General features: G+C 48.2%; 16 protein-coding genes and 1 riboswitch. Of the genes, 6 read left to right on the top strand and 10 right to left on the bottom strand.

Annotated elements, in window-relative coordinates; all coding sequences use genetic code 11:
- The first annotated feature begins 1 nt into the window (after nucleotide 1).
- Nucleotides 2–2842 (top strand): bifunctional [glutamate--ammonia ligase]-adenylyl-L-tyrosine phosphorylase/[glutamate--ammonia-ligase] adenylyltransferase, encoded by a 2841-nt coding sequence (gene glnE / locus AACU19_RS17415; RefSeq protein WP_105278344.1) that lies wholly within the window; start codon nucleotides 2–4, stop codon nucleotides 2840–2842.
- 47 nt (nucleotides 2843–2889) lie between these two features.
- A complete protein-coding gene (gene hldE / locus AACU19_RS17410; protein ID WP_000869186.1) occupies nucleotides 2890–4323 on the top strand; it encodes a bifunctional D-glycero-beta-D-manno-heptose-7-phosphate kinase/D-glycero-beta-D-manno-heptose 1-phosphate adenylyltransferase HldE in 1434 nt (477 codons plus the stop codon).
- 119 nt (nucleotides 4324–4442) lie between these two features.
- Here hldE and AACU19_RS17405 read toward each other — a convergent pair whose 3' ends face one another.
- The 4 genes from AACU19_RS17405 to AACU19_RS17390 all read right to left on the bottom strand — a co-directional run bounded on the left by AACU19_RS17405 (nucleotide 4443) and on the right by AACU19_RS17390 (nucleotide 7435).
- A complete protein-coding gene (locus AACU19_RS17405; RefSeq protein WP_100733770.1) occupies nucleotides 4443–4502 on the bottom strand; it encodes a type I toxin-antitoxin system Ibs family toxin in 60 nt (19 codons plus the stop codon).
- 317 nt (nucleotides 4503–4819) lie between these two features.
- Nucleotides 4820–4879 (bottom strand): type I toxin-antitoxin system Ibs family toxin, encoded by a 60-nt coding sequence (locus AACU19_RS17400; RefSeq protein ID WP_071821827.1) that lies wholly within the window; start codon nucleotides 4877–4879, stop codon nucleotides 4820–4822.
- Nucleotides 4880–5117: 238 nt separating this feature from the next.
- Nucleotides 5118–6779: a flotillin family protein gene (locus AACU19_RS17395; protein ID WP_105278342.1), complete on the bottom strand. Its 1662-nt coding sequence runs from the start codon at nucleotides 6777–6779 to the stop codon at nucleotides 5118–5120.
- A 26-nt stretch (nucleotides 6780–6805) separates the two neighbouring features.
- Nucleotides 6806–7435: an OB-fold-containig protein gene (locus AACU19_RS17390; protein WP_105278341.1), complete on the bottom strand. Its 630-nt coding sequence runs from the start codon at nucleotides 7433–7435 to the stop codon at nucleotides 6806–6808.
- Nucleotides 7436–7703: 268 nt separating this feature from the next.
- Between AACU19_RS17390 and glgS the strand changes: the two genes are divergently transcribed.
- On the top strand, nucleotides 7704–7904 hold the full coding sequence (glgS, locus tag AACU19_RS17385) for a cell surface composition regulator GlgS (protein ID WP_001296424.1): 201 nt from the start codon (nucleotides 7704–7706) through the stop codon (nucleotides 7902–7904).
- Nucleotides 7905–7938: 34 nt separating this feature from the next.
- On the opposite strand, the gene ubiK is transcribed toward glgS, so the two are convergent.
- Nucleotides 7939–8238 (bottom strand): ubiquinone biosynthesis accessory factor UbiK, encoded by a 300-nt coding sequence (ubiK, locus tag AACU19_RS17380; RefSeq protein WP_000566827.1) that lies wholly within the window; start codon nucleotides 8236–8238, stop codon nucleotides 7939–7941.
- 121 nt (nucleotides 8239–8359) lie between these two features.
- Nucleotides 8360–8508, top strand: a riboswitch (FMN riboswitch).
- Between the two features lie 104 nt (nucleotides 8509–8612).
- Here ubiK and ribB point away from each other — a divergent pair.
- The gene (gene ribB / locus AACU19_RS17375; RefSeq protein ID WP_001076997.1) at nucleotides 8613–9266 is read left to right on the top strand and encodes a 3,4-dihydroxy-2-butanone-4-phosphate synthase; all 654 of its coding nucleotides are present in this window, start codon (nucleotides 8613–8615) and stop codon (nucleotides 9264–9266) included.
- Between the two features lie 53 nt (nucleotides 9267–9319).
- Here the strand turns inward: ribB and AACU19_RS17370 are convergent, their stop codons facing one another.
- From AACU19_RS17370 to AACU19_RS17355, 4 genes are all read right to left on the bottom strand, one after another.
- A complete protein-coding gene (locus AACU19_RS17370) occupies nucleotides 9320–10363 on the bottom strand; it encodes a hypothetical protein (protein ID WP_000605601.1) in 1044 nt (347 codons plus the stop codon).
- Nucleotides 10360–11100, bottom strand: coding sequence for a fimbrial biogenesis chaperone (locus AACU19_RS17365; protein WP_001360978.1), 741 nt, complete (start codon nucleotides 11098–11100; stop codon nucleotides 10360–10362). The genes AACU19_RS17370 and AACU19_RS17365 overlap by 4 nt, the downstream gene beginning before the upstream one ends.
- Nucleotides 11101–11115: 15 nt before the next feature.
- Nucleotides 11116–13638, bottom strand: coding sequence for a fimbria/pilus outer membrane usher protein (locus AACU19_RS17360; protein WP_105278340.1), 2523 nt, complete (start codon nucleotides 13636–13638; stop codon nucleotides 11116–11118).
- Between the two features lie 86 nt (nucleotides 13639–13724).
- The gene (locus tag AACU19_RS17355) at nucleotides 13725–14288 is read right to left on the bottom strand and encodes a fimbrial-like protein (RefSeq protein ID WP_000915005.1); all 564 of its coding nucleotides are present in this window, start codon (nucleotides 14286–14288) and stop codon (nucleotides 13725–13727) included.
- A gap of 573 nt (nucleotides 14289–14861) precedes the next feature.
- On the opposite strand from AACU19_RS17355, the gene AACU19_RS17350 reads away from it, so the two are divergent.
- Entirely contained in the window at nucleotides 14862–15032 is a 171-nt protein-coding gene (locus tag AACU19_RS17350) for a hypothetical protein (RefSeq protein ID WP_001354975.1), read from the top strand.
- A 61-nt stretch (nucleotides 15033–15093) separates the two neighbouring features.
- Here AACU19_RS17350 and zupT read toward each other — a convergent pair whose 3' ends face one another.
- The gene (zupT, locus tag AACU19_RS17345) at nucleotides 15094–15867 is read right to left on the bottom strand and encodes a zinc transporter ZupT (protein ID WP_001295627.1); all 774 of its coding nucleotides are present in this window, start codon (nucleotides 15865–15867) and stop codon (nucleotides 15094–15096) included.
- Nucleotides 15868–16009: 142 nt separating this feature from the next.
- Between zupT and ygiD the strand changes: the two genes are divergently transcribed.
- A complete protein-coding gene (gene ygiD, locus AACU19_RS17340) occupies nucleotides 16010–16798 on the top strand; it encodes a 4,5-DOPA dioxygenase extradiol (protein WP_105278339.1) in 789 nt (262 codons plus the stop codon).
- Nucleotides 16799–16823 lie beyond the last annotated feature (25 nt).

Below are 16823 nucleotides of genomic sequence, written 5' to 3'. Positions count from 1 at the left end.
TATGAAGCCGCTCTCTTCACCGTTACAGCAGTACTGGCAGACCGTTGTTGAGCGGCTGCCAGCGCCTTTAGCCGAGGAATCACTTAGCGCACAGGCGAAGTCAGTACTTACCTTCAGTGATTTTGTGCAGGACAGCGTAATTGCGCATCCAGAGTGGCTGACGGAACTGGAAAGCCAGCCGCCGCAGGCCGACGAATGGCAGCATTACGCTGCATGGTTGCAGAAGGCGCTCAGTGATGTAAGCGACGAAGCAGGGTTAATGCGCGAGCTGCGTCTGTTCCGGCGGCGCATTATGGTGCGCATTGCCTGGGCGCAAACGCTGGCACTGGTTACTGAAGAGAGCATATTGCAGCAGCTCAGCCATCTGGCGGAGACATTGATTGTCGCCGCGCGTGACTGGCTGTATGAGGCCTGCTGCCGCGAGTGGGGTACGCCCTGCAATGCGCAGGGTGAAGCGCAACCGCTGCTGATTTTAGGCATGGGTAAACTGGGCGGCGGGGAGCTGAATTTTTCCTCAGATATCGATCTGATTTTTGTCTGGCCGGAACATGGTTGCACGCAGGGCGGACGCAGGGAACTGGATAACGCTCAGTTCTTTACCCGCATGGGTCAGCGGCTGATTAAAGTGCTGGATCAACCAACGCAGGATGGTTTTGTTTATCGCGTGGATATGCGACTGCGTCCGTTTGGCGAAAGTGGCCCGCTGGTGCTGAGCTTTGCGGCACTGGAAGACTATTACCAGGAGCAGGGGCGCGACTGGGAGCGATACGCCATGGTCAAGGCGCGGATTATGGGCGATAGCGACGGCGTCTATGCTAACGAGTTGCGTGCGATGCTGCGCCCGTTTGTTTTCCGCCGTTACATCGATTTCAGCGTCATCCAGTCGCTGCGCAACATGAAAGGGATGATTGCCCGTGAAGTGCGCCGACGCGGTTTGACCGACAACATCAAACTTGGCGCGGGTGGCATTCGCGAAATTGAATTTATCGTCCAGGTATTCCAGCTCATTCGCGGCGGGCGCGAACCGTCGCTGCAATCGCGCTCTTTACTGCCAACGCTCAGCGCCATTGCCGCGCTGCATCTGCTTTCTGAAAAAGATGCTGAACAATTGCGAGTGGCGTATCTCTTCCTGCGGCGTCTGGAAAACCTGCTGCAAAGCATTAACGACGAACAAACCCAGACACTTCCTTCTGATGAGCTTAACCGTGCGCGGCTGGCATGGGCAATGGATTTCGCGGACTGGCCGCAACTAACCGGGGCGCTGACCGGACATATGACCAATGTGCGCCGGGTGTTTAACGAATTGATTGGCGATGACGAAAGCGAAACACAGGAAGAGTCGCTATCGGAACAGTGGCGTGAGCTGTGGCAGGATGCGTTGCAGGAAGATGACACCACGCCAGTGCTGGCACATCTTAGCGAAGATGATCGCAAACAGGTGCTAACACTGATTGCCGATTTCCGCAAAGAGCTGGATAAGCGCACAATCGGGCCGCGAGGACGTCAGGTGCTCGACCATCTGATGCCGCATCTGCTAAGTGATGTATGTGCCCGTGAAGACGCTGCTGTCACGCTGTCGCGCATTGCGGCTTTGCTGGTGGGGATTGTTACCCGCACTACCTATCTTGAGCTGCTTAGTGAATTCCCCGCGGCGCTTAAGCATTTGATTTCGCTGTGCGCCGCATCGCCGATGATTGCCAGCCAACTGGCGCGTTATCCATTATTGCTGGACGAACTGCTCGATCCGAACACTCTTTACCAGCCGACGGCGACGGATGCCTACCGAGATGAACTGCGCCAATATTTGCTGCGCGTGCCGGAAGATGACGAAGAACAACAGCTTGAGGCGCTGCGTCAGTTCAAACAGGCGCAACTGTTACGTATTGCGGCAGCGGATATCGCCGGTACGCTACCGGTAATGAAAGTGAGCGATCACTTAACCTGGCTGGCGGAAGCAATGATTGACGCCGTCGTTCAGCAGGCATGGGTTCAAATGGTTGCCCGCTACGGTAAGCCAAATCACCTGAACGAACGCGAAGGGCGTGGTTTTGCGGTGGTCGGCTACGGCAAGCTGGGCGGCTGGGAGTTAGGCTACAGTTCCGATCTTGACCTGATCTTCCTCCATGATTGCCCAATGGATGCGATGACTGACGGCGAGCGGGAAATCGACGGGCGACAGTTTTATCTGCGTCTGGCGCAACGCATTATGCATCTGTTCAGTACGCGCACCTCTTCCGGCATTTTGTACGAAGTGGATGCGCGGCTGCGTCCGTCCGGGGCGGCGGGAATGCTGGTGACATCTGCAGACGCGTTTGCCGATTATCAGAAAAACGAGGCCTGGACGTGGGAACATCAGGCGCTGGTGCGTGCGCGTGTAGTGTACGGCGATCCGCAGCTCACCGCGCACTTTGACGCGGTGCGTCGCGAGATTATGACGCTGCCGCGTGAAGGTAAAACTCTGCAAACGGAAGTGCGGGAAATGCGCGAGAAAATGCGCGCTCATCTCGGCAATAAACATCGCGATCGCTTTGATATCAAAGCCGATGAAGGCGGAATTACTGATATCGAATTTATTACCCAATATCTGGTGTTGCGCTACGCTCATGAAAAACCGAAGTTAACGCGCTGGTCAGACAACGTGCGTATTCTGGAGCTGCTGGCGCAAAACGACATTATGGAAGAGCAGGAAGCGATGGTGCTGACCCGTGCTTACACTACGCTGCGCGATGAACTTCATCATCTGGCATTACAGGAATTGCCGGGCCATGTGTCGGAGGATTGCTTCACCGCAGAGCGTGATCTGGTGCGGGCAAGCTGGCAGAAGTGGCTGGTGGAAGAATGAAGTATGGTATTATCGCGCGCAAATTTTGAATCTCTCAGGAGACAGGAATGAAAGTAACGCTGCCAGAGTTTGAACGTGCAGGAGTGATGGTGGTTGGTGATGTGATGCTGGATCGTTACTGGTACGGTCCTACCAGCCGTATCTCGCCGGAAGCGCCGGTGCCCGTGGTTAAAGTGAATACCATCGAAGAACGTCCGGGCGGCGCGGCTAACGTGGCGATGAATATCGCTTCTCTCGGTGCTAATGCACGCCTGGTCGGGTTGACGGGCATTGACGATGCGGCGCGCGCGCTGAGTAAATCTCTGGCCGACGTCAACGTCAAATGCGACTTCGTTTCTGTACCGACGCATCCGACCATCACCAAATTACGGGTACTTTCCCGCAACCAACAGCTGATCCGTCTGGATTTTGAAGAAGGTTTCGAAGGGGTTGATCCGCAGCCGCTGCACGAGCGGATTAATCAGGCGCTGAGTTCGATTGGCGCGCTGGTGCTCTCTGACTACGCGAAAGGTGCGCTGGCAAGTGTGCAGCAGATGATCCAACTGGCACGTAAAGCAGGCGTTCCGGTACTGATTGATCCAAAAGGGACCGATTTTGAGCGCTACCGCGGCGCTACGCTGTTAACGCCGAATCTCTCGGAATTTGAAGCTGTTGTTGGTAAATGTAAAACAGAAGAAGAGATTGTTGAACGCGGCATGAAACTGATTGCCGACTACGAACTCTCTGCGCTGTTGGTAACCCGTTCCGAGCAGGGGATGTCGCTGCTGCAACCGGGTAAAGAGCCGCTGCATATGCCAACCCAGGCGCAAGAAGTGTATGACGTCACCGGTGCGGGCGATACGGTGATTGGTGTGCTGGCAGCAACGCTGGCGGCGGGTAATTCGCTGGAAGAAGCCTGCTTCTTTGCCAACGCGGCGGCTGGCGTGGTGGTTGGCAAACTGGGAACATCCACGGTTTCACCGATCGAGCTGGAAAACGCAGTACGTGGACGTGCAGATACCGGCTTTGGTGTGATGACCGAAGAGGAGCTGAAGCTGGCGGTAGCGGCGGCGCGTAAACGCGGTGAAAAAGTGGTGATGACCAACGGCGTCTTCGACATTCTGCACGCCGGGCATGTCTCCTATCTGGCAAACGCCCGTAAACTGGGTGACCGTTTGATTGTCGCCGTCAACAGCGACGCCTCCACCAAACGGCTGAAAGGGGATTCCCGCCCCGTTAACCCTCTCGAACAGCGTATGATTGTGCTGGGGGCACTGGAAGCGGTCGACTGGGTGGTGTCGTTTGAAGAAGACACGCCGCAGCGCTTGATCGCCGGGATCTTGCCAGACCTGCTGGTGAAAGGCGGCGACTATAAACCAGAAGAGATTGCCGGGAGTAAAGAAGTCTGGGCCAACGGTGGCGAAGTGCTGGTGCTCAACTTCGAAGACGGTTGCTCAACCACTAACATTATCAAGAAGATCCAGCAGGATAAAAAAGGCTAACCGGAAAGCGGTTCACAGTTCTCGCGTTGTGCCGGATAGTCCTATTGACGCTGTTGTTTTTTCAACCTAAAGTAAAGGAACAAGGGTAAGGGAGGATTTCTCCCCCCTCTGAATGGCCGTTAATAAGCGTGGAAACTTATCAGTAACAGCACAATCAGTATGATGACGAACTTCATCATAACCCTTTCCTTATACAAGGCCCCTTCTTCGGGAGGGGCTTTCCCGTTTCAGCCCCTTGCTGATTCCCCGATTGTTGATGAGCGCCAGACCCCGCGCAATGCTTTCTCTTATGCAGTTTTCTCTTCCCCGAGTTGGCTCGCAAAACGCTGTAACAACCTGATCATTTGTACTTTTTAGCGGAACGCAGATATAAAAAATCCCCGGCTTTTTGGGCCAGGGATATGTGTTAATGAAACCTTCTTGACGCTGATTTTTTTTCAACCTAAAGTAAAGGAACAAGGGTAAGGGAGGATTTCTCCCCCCTCTGAATTGGTTGTTAGTAAGTCGGGAAACTTAACAGTAACAACACAATCAGTATGATGACGAACTTCATCATAACCCTTTCCTTATACAAGGCCCCTTCCTCGGGAGGGGCTTTCCCGTTTCAGCCCCTTGCTGGCTCCCCGATTGTTGATGAGCGCCGGACCCCGCGCAATGCTTTCCCTGATGCAGTTTTCTCTTCCCCGAGTTGGCTCGCAAAACGCTGTAACAACCTGATCATTTGTACTTTTTAGCGGAACGCAGATATAAAAAATCCCCGGCTTTTTGGGCCAGGGATGTTCATAGTTGAAAATTTATTCTATGTTTTCTGCGACGGGAGTTGTTGAGGTTAAGGGTGAAGTCAATGCCGCTAGCGAGCCGCCTGAAACACCGATTTCATTGAGTAAGGAGTCAATCAGCGGTGCCTGTGTGCGATAAGAAAGCGCGGCTGATAACGCTTGTTCCGCCAGATTTCCTTCACCAACGCTACCTGATATTGCATCCCCTGCGGTACCACCACGGTTCAGACCATCGACCTGAATAATCTTAATACCGTCGATAGACTTCATTGGTTCCACAGATTTCTCAATTACCGCAGGGAGCGCCTGTAACAATGCCAGTTTGAATTTAAGGCTGGTTTGCTCGTCAGAAAGTACGTTGATAGCGTCGTTCAGCGCACGTTGCGCTTCTGCTTCCGCCAGGCCTTTTTTGCGTGTTGCTTCGGCTAACTCAACGATCGCCGCCGCCTGCATCTCTGCGGCTTCTTTTTCTGCTTTCGCCCGCACGGTCAGTTCAACCGCTTTGGTTTCTGCATCCTGCGCGGCAGCGATTAGGGCAACTTGTTTAGCACGATCGGCTTCTGCGGTCTGGCGAGTGGTTTCTACGTTTTGCTGGGCGCTTACCGCTTCTGCAAGTGCAAGGTTGGCACGCGCTTCCGCTTGTGACTGCTGTTCCGATTTGGCGGCAATAGCGATCGATTTCGTCTGGTTGGCGATTTCGGTGACCTGCTGCTGTTCGATCTCTTTAATGCGAACTTCACGTTCAGCTTCAACTTTTCTGGAACGGACGGCCTGTTCGCGGTCGATTTCCGTTTCCTGAATCTGTCGTTCAGCCAGAATTCGCGTCTGCTCTGCTTCCCGACGACGCTCGGCCTCAAAAGCCGCAATTTTCGCATTCTGCTCAGCGGTACGGGTTTTAACCTGCTGCTCCTGCTCAAGCGTCATAAACGCTTCTTGCTGTTCAATCTCCAGCTTCCGCGAAAGCGCATCACGGTTTTTCTCACGCACCGCAACTTCTACATCCTGTTCAACTTCGTTACGTTCGCGACGACGGCGCTCCGTCTCCTGCGTCAGCTTGGTTAAACCTTCGGCGTCAAAGGCGTTGTTAGGATTGAAATGTTCTTTCGACGTCTGGTTAAAGTTGGTAAGTGAAACGCTTTCCAGTTCCAGGCCGTTTTTCGACAGATCTTCAGCAACGGTATTTTGTACGCCCTGCACGAAGTTCTCGCGGGTATCCTGTAACTCATGCATGGTCATTTGTGCAGCTGTTGCACGGAGGGCATCGACAAATTTATCTTCAACCAACATACGTAAGTCTTCAGGCGACAGGGTGCGTTGCCCCAGCGTCTGGGCGGCGGTGGCAATACCTTCCACTGACGGTTTTACCCGCACAAAGAAAGCGACAACGACATCGACGCGCATACGATCTTTCGTAATCAGGCTATCAATGGTTGAGCGGCTGACTTCCAGCTTCAGAGTATTCATATTGATGGGGATTATTTCATGAAAGATCGGCATCACGATTGCGCCACCGCTCATTACCACTTTTTGCCCACCTAAACCAGTACGAACAAAAGCTTGCTCTGCCGAAGCGCGACGATAGAGCCTGGCGAAAATAATTCCAATAATAAACAGAATGCATACGGCAATAATTGCGGTAAACATCCAGGAGGGCACAGAATTAACAATATCATCCATTATTAAATTTCCTTTTGATTAATAAATTACAATATTTGGGGCCAGGGATTGTTTTCCGCCAAATATCGCGTTGCAGAAAGTCGGCAAATAATTAACACTTTGTCTCCTTTAGTGAAAATTTTTCCTTCTTCAGGCTCTAGTAGTAAATAATGTATTTGGCCAAATTGATCGGTGAGTTTTCCTTCGCAGGGATTACCTGAAGTGGCCTGATGACCGGTAATTAACGCCATGCTACCAATATATTCTTCTTCTGTAATAGCTGAACTATGGTCGCGTGGAATCCAGGGCGCAACTATTTTACCGGTATAATGCACCGCAATAATCGTAAACAGTAAACTGACAGGAACCACGAACAGGTTCGAGAGTGGTGATTGCCAAACCATGATGCAGGCATGCTGCAACAGGATGCCAATAAGACCAAAAAAACCAGCCAGTAAACAGAGAACGACGAGAGCTGGCAATCTTCCAAAATTGAGATAATGAAGTGCCTGGCTAATATGACCTGTGGTTATGGAATCATAATGGTCAAGATGTGCATCAAGAGCACCGGAAAGCATGTGACCGCAGATAAGCGCAAAAATTTCTAAAAGGCCGATCAACAGTACAAAGGAAATAGCGAAAAGATAAGGGGTGTTATAGTCGGCGAATAAAATCATATGTCACTCCAATGTCCATTTAGTGACGCAATATTTATTTTGCGATAATTTCCTTGCTTACATTTATCTTTGTTAATAATAACACATGTGAGAGATGTTCTGAAAGAGAAAGTCTTTTAATGTTGTTTTTTATTTTTCACTAAAAAGTGTGATCGGGAACAATATATTTACGCACGTTATGTTTAAAGGCACTACACTGATTGGGGAATACTGAAATCAGAAAAAGCATATGGCCTTAAAAGGTATGCGATAACCGGAGGATGTGCTTATGGATCATAGTCTTAATTCTTTAAATAACTTCGATTTCCTGGCGCGTAGTTTTGCCAGAATGCACGCAGAAGGTCGCCCGGTCGATATTCTGGCCGTTACTGGTAACATGGATGAAGAACATAGAACCTGGTTTTGCGCACGTTATGCCTGGTATTGCCAACAGATGATGCAAACCAGAGAACTGGAATTAGAACATTGATATTACGGGCCGTCTGGCCCGTTTTTGTGGTGCTTTATTCTGCTTTATCAACCGGCGGGATAGCTGGAGGAGATTGAAGTTCTGCTACCGGATTATTGCGCGCTTCCAGTTCGCTGATGCGTTGTTCTAGTAACGCCAGTTTTTCACGAGTCCGTAACAGGACTTGCGTCTGAACGTCGAATTCTTCGCGGCTTACCAGATCGAGACGCGTCAACTGCGCTTGTAGGGTTTGGCGGATTTTTTTCTCCACATCTTCCCCGAACTCCCTGATTCCTTTAGGCATTGATTCGTGAACCTGGCGAGCGATTTGCTCAATTTTTTTCGGGTCAATCATTGTAGTTTCCCTGTACTGATAGGTGTTGAGTGCCATTGTAGTGCGATAAGGGTAAGTCATAAACCAGAATAATGTGAAGCTATGCGTTGCTGCCGCTAATCATTAGCGTTATAGTGAATCCGCTTATTCTCAGGGCGGGGCGAAATTCCCCACCGGCGGTAAATCAACTTAGTTGAAAGCCCGCGAGCGCTTTGGGTGCGAACTCAAAGGACAGCAGATCCGGTGTAATTCCGGGGCCGACGGTTAGAGTCCGGATGGGAGAGAGTAACGATTCTGTCGGGCATGGACCCGCTCACGTTATTTTGGCTATATGCCGCCACTCCTAAGACTGCCCTGATTCTGGTAACCATAATTTTAGTGAGGTTTTTTTTACCATGAATCAGACGCTACTTTCCTCTTTTGGTACGCCTTTCGAACGTGTTGAAAATGCACTGGCTGCGCTGCGTGAAGGACGCGGTGTAATGGTGCTTGATGATGAAGACCGTGAAAACGAAGGCGATATGATCTTCCCGGCAGAAACCATGACCGTTGAGCAGATGGCGCTGACCATTCGCCACGGTAGCGGTATTGTTTGCCTGTGCATTACTGAAGATCGCCGTAAACAACTCGATCTGCCAATGATGGTAGAAAATAACACCAGCGCCTATGGCACCGGTTTTACCGTGACCATTGAAGCGGCTGAAGGTGTGACTACCGGTGTTTCTGCCGCTGACCGTATTACGACCGTTCGCGCAGCGATTGCCGATGGCGCAAAACCTTCTGATCTGAATCGTCCTGGCCACGTTTTCCCACTGCGCGCGCAGGCTGGTGGTGTGCTGACGCGTGGCGGCCATACCGAAGCGACTATTGATCTGATGACGCTGGCAGGCTTTAAACCAGCTGGTGTGTTGTGTGAGCTGACTAATGACGATGGCACGATGGCGCGTGCACCAGAGTGCATTGAGTTTGCCAATAAACACAATATGGCGCTCGTGACTATTGAAGACCTGGTGGCATACCGTCAGGCACATGAGCGTAAAGCTAGTTAATAACTCAAAATATTGAAGATGAAAACGCCGGGATATTCCCGGCGTTTTTATGGCTAGTTGTAGTTGATTTTAACAATCAGGTCCTTTTGAAATGGGCCATAAACCAGTGTTGCACCTGGTTCTGTCGTTAGCTTCGCCTGGTAACTTCGTGTTATTACTGCTGGGGTTTCATTAGGTTTATAAGTAGTAAATAATTTATACTGATTAAATTTCATATCTGTCTTATCAACTTGATCTGTAATGTGCATTATAAGACCGTTTCCCATTTCTAAGTGTGTATTATCATATAATGTATCATCAGTGTAGAAACTGGTTGCGACATCAAATTGTTCGCTACAATTAGCAGTAGCATCCCGAATTGTTGAAACATCAAATGTAGCTGTTGGTGGTATAGTCACGATTGTACTCGGGTCAATACGTCCGAAATTAACGATTTGACTTTCAGGGAAAATGCGAATGTCTATGCTACAATCAAGAAAAGAAATATTGTCGAGTCCAGTAATATTAGCGTGTAAATTTTTGGCTCTATTATCGGTGTTTGCTCCTTGTGAACCATCGAATTGCAATATATTGACCGTACTGAAGTCAATTTTCGTGTCCTTTGGGGGGTGTTGTTTAAGTTTTACATACAAGCGAAATCGAGCATTGAAGGTGACCTCTGTTTGGAGGACACCAGTATTAGTGCATGTGTCAGTCACAATCTGAAATGGGTTTGCTCTATCCAGACAATATCCTGTATCAATGCCCTGATTGTTTCCTTCGTAATCCTGTCCATTATAAGTTACACCAAATGTTAAGTATGGGTTGTTTATCACAGAGGGATCATTGAACTCTGCTATTTTTATCCAGGCATGAACATTTTCATATGGATTGCTTTCTGACCAATTGACGGCCCTGTTGCAAAAAACTTTTGTATTAATATCATCGCTTTCCCAAATTTTCTGACCAATCTCAGCATCCTGTGGTACTTTGAACGCAGGCATAGGTTTATTTATTTCTGTATTACCAAAACGTTTATTCTGATAGCAATCGACTGCATAAGAAGAAACATTAACAAACAAGCACAATATTGCCAGGAGACGAAAAAGCATGATCATAATTTTCCCTTCTTCGCAGGTGTAGCTTGGCAGAGTGACTGAACGGAATTACAGTCAATTTTGAACATTTCCAGCCCACCGTAATCACCAACAAAACCCAGTAGGAAGGTCGTCGGAAGGTTTTTAATTTGCTGAGTTGCAGTCCCAAAAGGGGTAACCATAATGCTGTCTGTTCCGGGCATTAATGTCTTGCCGTTAGTTCCGATATAACCGACGGTAATGTGATAAGGCGTCGGGTTATTCAGGGTCAACCCGGCGGCGCTGTGGGTAATCGTCAATTTTTGCAGGGGTACCATCTCTCCCTCTTTTAATTCAATCGATTTGGGTCGCCAGAACAGTTTCAGACGACTTTGCATGGCGATTTGCATTACATTCTGTTCTTTGGCGCGCGGCGGAATTTCCCGCACGTTATAGTAAAACAGCGTTTCTCTGTCCTGTGGCAAGTTGTTTAATGCGGACAGCGCCATCAGGCGAATTTGCACTTGCTCATTGGCCTCGATACGTTCCATTGGGGGGAGCGTTGATATGTAATCGCGCGTTTTTTTACCGCTGGCGTCCTCAATCCACGATTGAGCTAAATAAGGATCGATTTTACTTTGGTTGGTCAGGCGAACAGTTGCGCTTTTATTTGAAGCATTAAAAATTATGCGCGTTCTGTCGGGGGAGACAGTCGCTTGGGCGAAGTTACAGAACCCCAGTAAACAAATCATTCCTGTTACGGTTAATAGCGATTTCATTTTTTTCATCCTGAATTAGTTGACTGTTTTACAAGGCAAAATAATGGCACTTTCGTTGATGTTACTTTGGTTCGGGGGGGTAATTTCACAGGAGTTATCACCCCAGGTTAAACGTAGGGTACTGTTTTCCTGAATCCCGCTGAGATAAACAAAGCCATCTTCCGCCACCAGGCCCACATCTTTACCTGTCGATTTATCCGTGACATTCACCCCCAGTGGTGGGAAGCGCCCATTTTCCTGGCGAATAACGCCGACGATTTGGTATCCGGTGGTGGCATTCAGTTTTGCGTAGCCGATGGCACCCTGGGTGAGCGTAGTACGAATGACCGAGTTTTCGACATCGACACCTTCTGGCAGAACGTTATTATTCACCCGCAACATGGAGGTGGTGTAGTTCGATAATGAAGGTATCACGGCGATGCCCAGCCCATTGGTAACAGTACGGTTAGAGTTGATTTCAACGCCAGGAATACCATCGGTATCGACCATCATGCGGGCGTTATCGCCGTAGCTATAATCGTGAAGAGCGACACCATGACGCGTAGCTGTAATTGAACCGTACCAGCCTGCGGTAACAGAATTGTACTGATTCGGTTGCACACTACCGGTAAAGTTCAGACGTCCCCACGGTGAATTGTGCTGATAGCTGCCACGCAGCGTTGGTTCGCCATCGCGAATATTATCGTCCGTTGCTGACGCCGAAATATTCCAGATATTGTTGCGGTCTGACGAGTCATACCAGGAAACCATTTGCGAAGTATTACTACCACCCGTGCGCTGCATGCTGTAGGAAAGGTTGCGACTTTGCTGTAACGGCAGAGAGAATGAGAAGTAATACTGATTTTCTTCGTCATCATCCCAGCGAATGCGACTCACTGCCAGCGATGCGGAAATGCCCTTGAAATCACCAATATCAAAGTTTTTGCTTACTGATATCGAGTAATTAGTATTGGCAGGGCTGTCCCAATAAGTATTGCGTGTAACGTTGACATAAGAGTTTAATTCCAGCGATTCAAAGTACTGGTTCAGGGAAATAACATAACTTTCTTTTTCGTTATCGATTGACTCATCACCATTACGTGAGTTGAGGTACTCATTCATTGACACGTAATCTTTATCAGAGAAGCGATAACCCGCGAAGGTAATCTGGCTGCCCGTTGATTCGAAATGTTTTGCATAGTTAAACCGATAGCTGTAACCACGCAAATTGTCGCTATTTTGTTGCTGTAAAGAGGCATCAGCTCCGGTGACATCGAAAGAAAGCGAACCAAATTGATTGAGGTTAAAACCGATGCCAGTGGTGATCGCCTGGTAATCATCTGCAGTGAACATGCCGCCGCCATAGAGCGACACATTATTCAGCCAGCCCCAGGAGGCTTCAGCCGTCCAGAAAAAGGGGTTATTAATATCGTTATGTCCGACTGATGTTGGTTTTCCCAGCGATGTTTTGTAGCGTACTTGCCCTTTACGGGTTAAATAGGGGATGGAAGCGGAACCGACCTGAAAGGTATTGGTACGGCCATCTTCTTCTTCAACAGTGACATCCAGTTGACCCTGAAACGATTGACCCAAATCAGTAATAGTAAAAGGGCCTGGCGCGACTGTGGTTTGATAAAGTACACGACCATTTTGCGCTACTGTCACTTTGGCGTTGGTCTGCGCGATGCCGGTAATTTGTGGCGCATAACCCTGTAAATCTGGCGGCAACATGCTTTCATCACTTTCCAGTGATGCGCCAGTAAAATGGAAGGTATCGTAAAGATTGGAACTCAGGTCGTATTGTCCCATGGTGAACTTAGATGACCATGAGGGAATAGGGCGAAAGAGATAAGTTCGCGCAAATTCACCGCTATGGCTGACGGAACGACCATCAGCAAAATTCTGATTATATTGGTAATCGCTACGTAAGCGCCATGCGCCGAGGTTAAAGCCTAACGTACCATAGGAGCTGACATTTTGGGTACTGTCTCCCTGCTGTGGAGAATACTGGCTAGCGTATATGTTGTAATCAAGGATAAATCCGGCGATACCGTCATCCCAAAATTCGGGGGGCGTCCAGTTTGTTGCCTGGTATTTTAACCATGCTTGGGGAATGCTAAGCGATAATATCATTGTGGCTTTATCAAGCCGTATCGTTAATTCCTGACGTTGACTTAAATCTAAACATTCGCTGCCAGCTATGGTTTGCAATGATTCAATAAAGTCCGTATTAAGGCCGAAATTAGTCAGGTTTTCTTTGGTTAAGCAGAGTAACGAACCACTTTCATTATCGGCTTTTGCCCACTCCAGCATTAACGCTTGTGGTAACATGTTTTTGTTTATTTGCACACGAACGAGGTATTTTGCAGGGGTGATATAGCCTTTTTTTTCAAATCGCGAGAGATCAATGTTCGCACGATCTTCAACGTCAATCATATCAGCATTGAATTCTACGGCGCGGACTGGTAAAACGAAGAGTAGCGAAAACACAACACCAGACAGGGCATTTTTAATTGCGTAGGATAATTTATCCCCGGTAAACGTGTTTTTATTGTTCATAAAAATCCATTTCAAAAAAGACCCCAAGGTGCTGATGAAATTTCATCAGTTTTACCGCCTGGTGTTGTGTAGGTATTAATTGCCGATTACTTGTAGTCGAGTACGTAATTAGCCTGTGCCTGCACATTACCCGGGGTCGCGGTGCGTCCCAGAGATTCCATACGGGCTTTAAAGTTCAACTCCTGGTAGGAATTAGTTGTCGGGAAGTCGATGGTGATGGGGGTACCAAGAGTCACGTTGGTATTGTCTGATTTCACCAGACGTACTCCTACATCAGTTGCGCCGCCGATGTTACCTTCCTGTGTGTTTTTAAGCAGGTTGGAGTCGGTAGTGTCAACGCTGGCAGAGCTAAAGGTGATTTTGACTTTATCAACAGTGTTAGTGCCGTCAGATAAAATACAATCCTGCAAATGAATGGTGACATCTACAGGCAGAGATTTCTGTCCGCTTTTTAATACAGTATCAGCAACCTCACCGAGATTTATTGTTTGATCTTCATCACCAGGAGCAATAGAGCAAGGTGCATCGATAACTTCACCCTTAAACGTTATTTTACCGGAACCCTGATTAGGGTCATCAGCAAGCGCGTTAAATGCAACGCCAGATAATAGTGTGGTTGCGAATATAGATAATAATGTTTTTTTTAACATGACTTAATCCTTTATAAATAGGAAGAGCTATGGATGAGGAAAATATAGGTTTGAATCTAATATTAATTCCGCTATGGACATTACCATAATCAGAGATAATTTGTCTTGTTATTAATATTTAATACTGATTAAGTAAAACTTAAAATATATATTTTAGTTATATATTTTGATGCATATATCTAGACATTTGTTGAATTTCGTTATGTATGATTCATTTTTTGTATGGGTCGCGGTGAAAAAATGACCACCTTTTGACAAAAGTTTACTTCTGATATTGTAAGGTGGTAGAGTATAATTATTATAACGAGTAGGAACGTAATAATCACGAAGATATAATATATATCTGATGGTGCTTGTTAATATTAATTAGTGATGTTCCATCCGGGAATAGGATGCATTAATAGTCTTGGTTGTTTCTTTTTTAATCGACTATGGTGTATAATACAACACTTACTATGATCGAAATCATATACTTGATCCACAATTATGCGAGTATATGAATATATTCAACGATGGATATGTGAAATTTTAATGCTAAATGTTTAGTAATGTTAAATTATGAAGGTGAAAAGGATGTTTATTGCCTGGTACTGGATTGTATTAATTGTTCTACTAGCTGGTGGCTATTTTCTTCATCTTAAACGTTACTGTAAAGCTTTTCGTCATGACAGAGATGCGCTGTTAGCTGCTCAAAGTAAATTAGATAAACGCTTCGATAAAGACGTATTTGAAAAGCATCAATAATACCTTTAATAACGATACAGATGTTGCCTTTAGCAATGGGCAACATCTGTCATAATCGTCTTTAACCAATTCCCGCCGTTTGTAACAGCACTAAACTGAATCCCATCACTGACATTCCACATAGCACGCCATAGCTGGGGTTATTATTGGGGTCAATCTCTTTAGCTAGCGGCATTAATTCATCAACCGAGAGCGCCACCATAATTCCTGCAACCGCCGCCATGATTGCCGCCATGACCACCGGAGAAATCATGCTACCGAGGATTAACCACGCCAGCACACCACCAAGAATTTCTGCCAGCCCAGAAATGCCCGCCCACAAAATTGCGGTGCGTTTTGACCCCGTTGCCGCGTAAACCGGCCCCGCAACTGCCAGACCTTCAGGAATATTATGCAATGCAACAGCCAGCGCGATGCCAAAGCCCAGCTCCAGGTTACTGCTCGCCGTGACAAAGGTGGCAATGCCTTCCGGGAAGTTATGCAGACTGATGCCGAGAGTGAGCAGAATGGCTGTGCGCTTGATCGATTTTGGCAACGGCTGCACCGATTTTTGCATTAAATCCTGCGGATGTGCATGTGGCAACATGCGGTCCAGACCAAAATAGCCAAGCAGACCGAAGATAAACATTCCATAACCCAGCACAGGCGACATTCCTTCGGCGGCTAATGCGGCAGGAAGCATTTCCATTAATGAGATGAGCAACATGATCCCCGCCGCAAATCCTAGCGAAAACGCCAGTAAGCGGTTCGAGGGTTTTTGTCCGAGAACGCCGAGAAACGCGCCAATAAACGTGGCTGCCCCCGCCAGTATGGTCAGAATGAGAGGTACTGACATCGACAACTCCTTATAAATCTTTACCTTCAGGCAGATCGTCAAAATAACTGATGATCATCATCATTGTTATCCGGGTTCTTACTCCGCCGAACAAGCGTATTGTGAGGATATCAAAATGACACCTTTAGTTAAGGATATCATCATGTCTTCAACACGTATGCCAGCATTGTTTTTAGGTCACGGTAGTCCGATGAACGTGCTGGAAGATAATTTGTATACCCGCAGCTGGCAGAAGTTGGGGATGACATTGCCACGCCCGCAAGCGATTGTGGTGGTTTCGGCTCACTGGTTTACCCGTGGAACAGGAGTGACCGCGATGGAGACGCCGCCCACGATTCATGATTTTGGCGGTTTTCCGCAGGCGCTGTACGACACCCATTATCCTGCTCCGGGTTCGCCTGCGCTGGCACAGCGTCTGGTTGAGCTGTTAGCGCCGGTCCCTGTGACGCTGGATAAAGAAGCCTGGGGCTTTGACCACGGTTCCTGGGGCGTGCTGATTAAGATGTATCCTGACGCCGATATCCCGATGGTGCAGTTGAGTATCGACAGTACCAAACCTGCCGCCTGGCACTTTGAGATGGGGCGTAAACTGGCGGCTCTGCGAGACGAAGGAATAATGTTGGTCGCCAGCGGTAACGTGGTGCATAACCTGCGTACGGTGAAGTGGCACGGTGATAGTTCACCGTATCCGTGGGCGACGTCATTTAATGAGTATGTGAAAGCGAATCTGACGTGGCAAGGACCGGTAGAGCAGCATCCTCTGGTGAATTATCTCGACCATGAAGGTGGCGCGTTATCGAACCCAACGCCAGAGCACTATCTGCCGTTGTTGTATGTCTTAGGTGCGTGGGATGGGCAGGAGCCAATTACCATTCCGGTCGATGGTATAGAAATGGGCAGTTTAAGTATGTTGTCGGTGCAGATAGGCTAATAATTACCGGATGGCGAGTGCCATC

It is taken from the genome of Escherichia sp. MOD1-EC4550 (genome assembly GCF_963876935.1).
Lineage (GTDB): Bacteria > Pseudomonadota > Gammaproteobacteria > Enterobacterales > Enterobacteriaceae > Escherichia > Escherichia coli_F.
Note: the sequence above shows the minus strand (reverse complement) of the source record. Positions and strands in the feature narration are given on the sequence as shown.

Excerpts from the sequence above, each read along its gene's own strand:
- AACU19_RS17355 (WP_000915005.1), bottom strand. The coding sequence starts at position 14,288 with ATGTTAAAAAAAACATTATTATCTATATTCGCAACCACACTATTATCT.
- ygiD (WP_105278339.1), top strand. The coding sequence starts at position 16,010 with ATGTCTTCAACACGTATGCCAGCATTGTTTTTAGGTCACGGTAGTCCG.
- AACU19_RS17395 (WP_105278342.1), bottom strand. The coding sequence starts at position 6,779 with ATGGATGATATTGTTAATTCTGTGCCCTCCTGGATGTTTACCGCAATT.
- hldE (WP_000869186.1), top strand. The coding sequence starts at position 2,890 with ATGAAAGTAACGCTGCCAGAGTTTGAACGTGCAGGAGTGATGGTGGTT.
- glgS (WP_001296424.1), top strand. The coding sequence starts at position 7,704 with ATGGATCATAGTCTTAATTCTTTAAATAACTTCGATTTCCTGGCGCGT.
- AACU19_RS17370 (WP_000605601.1), bottom strand. The coding sequence starts at position 10,363 with ATGATCATGCTTTTTCGTCTCCTGGCAATATTGTGCTTGTTTGTTAAT.
- zupT (WP_001295627.1), bottom strand. The coding sequence starts at position 15,867 with ATGTCAGTACCTCTCATTCTGACCATACTGGCGGGGGCAGCCACGTTT.
- ubiK (WP_000566827.1), bottom strand. The coding sequence starts at position 8,238 with ATGATTGACCCGAAAAAAATTGAGCAAATCGCTCGCCAGGTTCACGAA.
- glnE (WP_105278344.1), top strand. The coding sequence starts at position 2 with ATGAAGCCGCTCTCTTCACCGTTACAGCAGTACTGGCAGACCGTTGTT.
- AACU19_RS17360 (WP_105278340.1), bottom strand. The coding sequence starts at position 13,638 with ATGAACAATAAAAACACGTTTACCGGGGATAAATTATCCTACGCAATT.
- ribB (WP_001076997.1), top strand. The coding sequence starts at position 8,613 with ATGAATCAGACGCTACTTTCCTCTTTTGGTACGCCTTTCGAACGTGTT.
- AACU19_RS17365 (WP_001360978.1), bottom strand. The coding sequence starts at position 11,100 with ATGAAATCGCTATTAACCGTAACAGGAATGATTTGTTTACTGGGGTTC.
- AACU19_RS17390 (WP_105278341.1), bottom strand. The coding sequence starts at position 7,435 with ATGATTTTATTCGCCGACTATAACACCCCTTATCTTTTCGCTATTTCC.
- AACU19_RS17350 (WP_001354975.1), top strand. The coding sequence starts at position 14,862 with ATGTTTATTGCCTGGTACTGGATTGTATTAATTGTTCTACTAGCTGGT.